Below are 3,563 nucleotides of genomic sequence, written 5' to 3'. Positions count from 1 at the left end.
TGGCCGCACGACGAACGCGGACCCGACCACTGGTCCGCGCGTTGCGACGACAGCTCATGCGTCAAGGCAACGGTTTGTCGCGCGATGCCGATATCGCGAAGGCCTTCGCCTACGGCACCAGGCGATGGCGCGCGTTCAACCGCTTCCTCCACGATGGCCAGCTCGAGCCCGACAACCTGATCGCGGAAGGCCATAGGCGGATTTACCATCTCGCAGACATTCTGCCCATGTCGGGCGCGAGGTTGTCGTTTGGTATCGATGGCATCCGTATTTCGAGCGGACCGTTCGATGCGAGTATACCGAGGAGCGGGCGAACGGCAGAGTCGCGCACATTGTCGTGCGCATGGCGAAGTCATTGTTGTGCCCGCCTGGATGTTGGATCGCGACGTTTGCGAAGCGTTCAGCTTGGGCAGCCCTCGGGTGACCGTGGATGCGCTGACTGACCTTCACAACCTCTTGATCCATCGGGGATTTCGTAATGGCTTTGCGAGCGGTTCGAACGCTCAAGAGGTTATCGATGAAGACATTGCCCCCGCCAAGCCGGCTGCCAGCACTGCGGCAGTTGATCATGCCACTCGACTCCCGAGCCCTGGACGGGCTGACGAGAGCGCAACGCGCAGTCGCGGTCGCGAGCCTCGCCAAGCTGCTGATGGCGGCTGCAGGTGTCGCGGAGAAGGAGATGACCGATGACGGGCGGTAATCTTCTTCCCATGGCACTCCTGAAGCGCAAGGCCGTCGTCTACGTCAGACAGTCGACGGCCCAACAGGTTCATGCAAACCTTGAGAGTCAACGCCGGCAATATGAGCTGGTCGACGTTGCGCGGCGTTGGGGGTTCCACAATGTCGAGGTGATCGACGAGGATCTGGGCCGCAGCGCGAGCGGCGCCGTCGAGCGCCCGGGTTTTGAGCGGCTCGTCGACGATCTGTGCACCGGTCATGTCGGCGCAGTATTGTGTCTTGAGGCCTCTCGGTTGTCGCGCAATGGTCCGGACTGGCACAGGCTGCTTGAGCTTTGCGGCCAGGTCGATGCGCGCGTGATCGATATCGATGGCATTTATGATCCCGCCAAGCCGAACGACCGGCTGTTGCTCGGCATGAAGGGCAACATCAGCGAGTTCGAGCTTTCTGTCATTCGGGCGCGGATGTACGAGGCCGCGCGGCAGAAGGCCCAGCGGGGCGAACTGCGGATAAGCGTGCCGATCGATCGGCTACATCTGGCACCGTGATTACGGCCTGGGTTTCGACCCTGATATTCGGGTCCAGGAAGCCATCAGGCTTATACTCGCGCGGTTCCGCGAGATCGGCAGCGCCCGCCAGGTGCTGATCTCGCTCAATGCCGAAGGCATGCATTTTCCGCGCCCATCTGACGGCAAGATGATGGTCTCCTTCGACTGGGTTCCGATCCGCTATCGCAACGTTATCAGCGTATTGAAGAACCCTTTCTATGCGGGGGTCTATGTGTACGGCAAAACCCAGAAGCGGACCGAGATCGTCGATGGCCGCGTTCGCAAGAGCTACGGCCACCGTAAATCCCATGAGGATTGGGCGGTTATGCTCAGGGAGCATCATGAAGGCTATGTCGGCTGGGACGAGTATGAGCGGAATCAGAAGCTGCTCGCCGCCAACACCTACGGCAAGGGGCGGCGGTGTAAAGTCCGGTCGGGGCGGAAGGGCTCTTCTGGCCGGCATGCTCACCTGTGGTCATTGCGGTCGCCGCCTGTGCGTCGTTTATGTGGGCCGTCGCATCGGTTATCATATCTACCGTTGCTACCGTTCGAACCTCATGCTGGCGCGACCCCGATGCATGACCGCCAATGGCGGTCGAGCTGACGCTGCGATCTCGCAGGAGGTTTTGCGCGCCGTGGCGCCCATGGCGATCGAAGCAGCATTGGAGGCGGAGCGCATGCATCTCGAAGGCGAAGCGCAGAGAAGGCAGATGCATGAACTGGATTTGCAGCAGGCCCGCTACGAAGCCTCGCTCGCCGAACGACGCTATGCGGCCTGCGACCCCGACAATAGGCTCATAGCCGCTCAACTTGAGAAGAGCTGGGAGGCGACGCTTCGCCGTGTCGAAGCCTGCGAAGCCCGGCTTAACAATCGGCAAGTTCGCGATGACGCCGCCATCCCGGATTTTGCCGGCCTGGCTCAGGATCTCAGGGCTGCATGGGACGCTTCCGATGTCGACATGCGTTTTCGGCAGCGGCTCCTGCGCGCGCTGATCAAGGATATCGTCGTGACCGTGGATGATGATGCGAGACAGGTCGAACTCACTATACACTGGCAGGGCGGACAGCATTCGCAGGTTCACATGCGCAAGCCAAAGTCCGGCGAGCACACCAAAAGCACGCCCGAGGAGGCGATGGCCCTCATCCGATCGATGGCGACGCGCTGGTCCGACGCAGATGTCGCCGCCACGCTCAACCGCATGGGGATGCGGACCGGTCAGGGAAAGACCTGGACAGGGCATCGCGTCAGCTCGTTGCGCCGGGTGCACAAGATCGAGAGCTACCGGTCTGCCGGCAATACTGGCGGAGAATGGCTCACCATGTCAGAAGCCGCGACCAAATTCGGCGTCACCAACCATAAAATCCGGCGTGTCGTCGAAGCCGGGCTCTTGCCCACCGAGCAAATCATGCCCGGCGCCCCCCAATCAAATCCGCGCAGCGGACCTCGAAAAGCCCGCCGTCAAAGCCGCGATCTCGCGTAAAGGCCCGTGTCGCGTCACCGACCAAGACCAGAAATCCCCGGCGTCCATGCCGAAGCCTACATGGCCGATGTCACCGAGCGCATCCAGAACGACTGGCCAGCCTCGCGCTGGGACGAGCTGATGCCGTGGAACTGGGCGTCGCCAAGAGATGCCTCTCCCCTTGGCACCAGTGAGCGCGATCGATGACATGGCGCTGTCGGACGAGGCGCTGGAGGCGTGGATGGCCGCCAAGACCAACCGCCGCCCGCTGGTGCGGACGATGTCGGCGCTGGATGGCTTCGTAACGGCGGCGGTCACCGGGCCGCGGTTCCCGGACCCGCAAGACTGGATGTGCCCGCTCATGGGGTTGCCGCGCGACGTCTTGGCCAAAGGCTCTGCTACCGATCACGCCGTGTTTGCCAGCGTCGCCAGGATCCACAACCGGATCAATGAGACGCTCTTCGACAAACCGCAGGATTACGCGCCCCGATTCGCCACCAAGCCCAGCGGCGGCATCGACCCCCGGCCGTGGTGCCAGGGGTTCTACGCCGCCATCAATCTCAACATCAAAAGCTGGAAGCGGCTACTCGACCTCGACAATCCCAACCACGGCCTGCTGCTGCCGATCCTGATCTACTGCGTCGACAAAAAGGGCAGGCCCGTCCTCGGCAAGCCCAGGCCGGGACCCGAGACCGCGCACTTCATCGAGCACGAGGCGTACAAAGACATCGCTCTCGTCATCCCCGCTCTGCGCGAACTCCACTACGTCACCCATTATGACGATCCGCAGTGATCGGCGGCGACGCGCGGACCAACGGCTGACCTACCATAGACGCATCACCGGATTTCGGGAAAGGTGCCTTGGTGCAACGCTTAC

4 protein-coding genes and 1 pseudogene are annotated in these 3,563 nt (G+C 62.2%); all 5 read left to right on the top strand.

From position 1 onward, the window contains the following. Nucleotides 1-56 precede the first annotated feature (56 nt). The 5 genes and pseudogenes from AC04SI_RS33030 to AC04SI_RS33010 all read left to right on the top strand — a co-directional run bounded on the left by AC04SI_RS33030 (nt 57) and on the right by AC04SI_RS33010 (nt 3,479). Nucleotides 57-443, top strand: a complete 387-nt coding sequence (locus AC04SI_RS33030) for a hypothetical protein (RefSeq protein WP_488475710.1) — start codon at nt 57-59, stop codon at nt 441-443. Between the two features lie 74 nt (nt 444-517). Next, nucleotides 518-700: a PX domain-containing protein gene (locus AC04SI_RS33025; protein WP_183455447.1), complete on the top strand. Its 183-nt coding sequence runs from the start codon at nt 518-520 to the stop codon at nt 698-700. After that, nucleotides 687-2,735 (top strand): annotated as a pseudogene (locus AC04SI_RS33020) (recombinase family protein); the annotation flags it as partial. The gene AC04SI_RS33025 and the pseudogene AC04SI_RS33020, both read left to right, overlap by 14 nt. 32 nt (nt 2,736-2,767) lie before the next feature. Then, complete coding sequence (locus AC04SI_RS33015) at nt 2,768-2,893, top strand: transposase domain-containing protein (RefSeq protein WP_488475709.1); 126 nt, start codon at nt 2,768-2,770, stop codon at nt 2,891-2,893. Between the two features lies 1 nt (nt 2,894). Further along, complete coding sequence (locus AC04SI_RS33010) at nt 2,895-3,479, top strand: UPF0149 family protein (protein WP_488475708.1); 585 nt, start codon at nt 2,895-2,897, stop codon at nt 3,477-3,479. The last annotated feature ends 84 nt before the right edge of the window (nt 3,480-3,563 follow it).

This window comes from Mesorhizobium sp. CNPSo 4689, from assembly GCF_057784325.1.
The sequence above is the reverse complement of the archived record's forward strand: the minus strand, read 5'-3'. Positions and strand labels throughout refer to the sequence as shown.

Excerpts from the sequence above, each read along its gene's own strand:
- AC04SI_RS33025 (WP_183455447.1), top strand. The coding sequence starts at position 518 with ATGAAGACATTGCCCCCGCCAAGCCGGCTGCCAGCACTGCGGCAGTTG.
- AC04SI_RS33010 (WP_488475708.1), top strand. The coding sequence starts at position 2,895 with ATGGCGCTGTCGGACGAGGCGCTGGAGGCGTGGATGGCCGCCAAGACC.
- AC04SI_RS33015 (WP_488475709.1), top strand. The coding sequence starts at position 2,768 with ATGGCCGATGTCACCGAGCGCATCCAGAACGACTGGCCAGCCTCGCGC.
- AC04SI_RS33030 (WP_488475710.1), top strand. The coding sequence starts at position 57 with ATGCGTCAAGGCAACGGTTTGTCGCGCGATGCCGATATCGCGAAGGCC.